Raw genomic sequence first — 1,848 nt, 5'->3', positions numbered from 1 at the left:
CTGGACGGCCGGCGCCGGCTCGTTCGCTTTCGGGACGACCAGCCGGGTTGTCGTCGACCCTGCCTACGCCGCGCAGCTCACCGGCGACGCGAACACCTTCGCCGCCGATCTGACCGCGCTGGCAGGCCGCACCGTCACCGTCGTCCAGGGCACCCCGGCCCCCGGCGACATCGCCCTCACCCTCGGCGCGACGTCGCTGCCCGCCGAGGGCTACACCATGACCGTCGGGCCGAGCATCACCATCAAGGGCGCGTCCACCGCCGGTGAGTTCTGGGGCACTCGCACCGTCCTTCAACTGCTGCGCCAGAGCCCGACGGTCCCGGCTGGGACCGCCCAGGACTGGCCGACCAAGCCCGAGCGCGGACTGATGGTCAACTCCGTGCTGAAGCACTTCCCGGTCGAGTGGCTCGAGAACCAGATCCGGGACATGTCCTACCTGAAGCAGAACTACCTGCATCTGGAGTTCCGCCTGCAGAGCAGCACGCATCCGGAGATCAACTCGCCGGAGCACTACACCAAGCAGGACATGGCCAGGCTCGTCGCGCTGGGCAACGCCTATCACGTGACGATCGTCCCCGAGATCAACATGCCCGGGCACATGGACCAGGTCCTGGCCGCGCATCCCGAGCTCAAGCTGCACCTGCCGGACGGCAGTACGCCGAACGCCAGCGACATCGACCTGTCCAACCCGGCGGCCTACACGCTGATGAAGGACCTGATCGACGAGTTCCTGCCGCTGTTCACGTCCTCGCCCTACTGGCACGTGGGCGCCGACGAGTACCGTGCGGACTTCAACGCCTACCCGCAGCTGCGCAGCTACGCCCGGGCCCACTACGGCGCGAACGCCACCGCCAAGGATGTCTACTACGGTTTCGTCAACTGGGCCGACTCCATCGTGCGGGCACACGGCAAGACGATGCGGATGTGGAACGACGGCATCCATTCCGGCGACGGCACCGTCACCCCGAACTCCGACATCATCGTCGAGTACTGGATAAACAGCGGCCTGACCCCGCAGGAGCACGTCAACGCCGGCCGCACCGTCGCCAACGCATCGTGGACCCCGACCTACTACATCTTCGGCGGTGCCAAGCCGGACACCCCGTGGATGTACGAGTCCTGGAACCCCGACCTGTTCGAGAGCCGCCACACGATCGACAACAAGGCCAAGAACCGCGGCTCGCTGATCCACATCTGGACCGACAACCCGAACGCCGAGAGCGTCGACCAGACCGCGGCCGGGATCAAGTACCCCATGCGCGCCCTGGCGCAGATGACCTGGGGATCCCCGAAGCTCGCCCCGACTTACGCCGCCTTCGTGCCGATCATGGACGAGATCGGGCGCAACCCGAAGTGGTCGGCCGCCGAGCCGACCACGGGTGACATGGCCTACGACAAGCTCACGACCGCCTCCAGCGTCCAGTCCTCCACCGGCTTCACCGCGGACCTGGCCACCGACGGCGCCCCGGCCACCCGCTGGTCCAGCGCCTTCTCCGACCCGCAGTGGCTGCAAGTCGACCTCGGCTCGGTCCAGACCGTCGACCGCGTCGTTCTGGCCTGGGAAGCGGCGTACGCCAAGGCCTACCAGATCCAGATGTCCACCGACGGCACGACCTGGACAACGCTCTACTCGACAACTACCGGAGCCGGCGGCACCGAGACGCTCACCGGCTTCACCGGCACCGGACGGTACATCCGGATGAACGGAACCCAGCGCGCCACCCAGTACGGCTACTCCCTGTGGTCATTCCAGGTCTTCCACGACGCCAAGGCCGCCGGCACGACGATCGTCGGAGTCGCCAGCGGCAGATGCGTGGACGTCCCCGGGGCCAGATCCGAAGACGGTAA

General features: G+C 67.3%; 1 protein-coding gene. It reads left to right on the top strand.

Annotation, left to right across the window (positions count from 1 at the left end; genetic code table 11):
• Nucleotides 1–1,848: family 20 glycosylhydrolase (locus tag ACI2LP_RS34360; RefSeq protein ID WP_404728459.1), on the top strand; the 1,848-nt coding region annotated here is incomplete at both ends.

Origin of the sequence: Streptomyces sp. NPDC019890 (genome assembly GCF_044903445.1) — a bacterium.
GTDB lineage: Bacteria > Actinomycetota > Actinomycetes > Streptomycetales > Streptomycetaceae > Streptomyces.
This window is presented reverse-complemented; position numbering and strand designations above follow the sequence as displayed.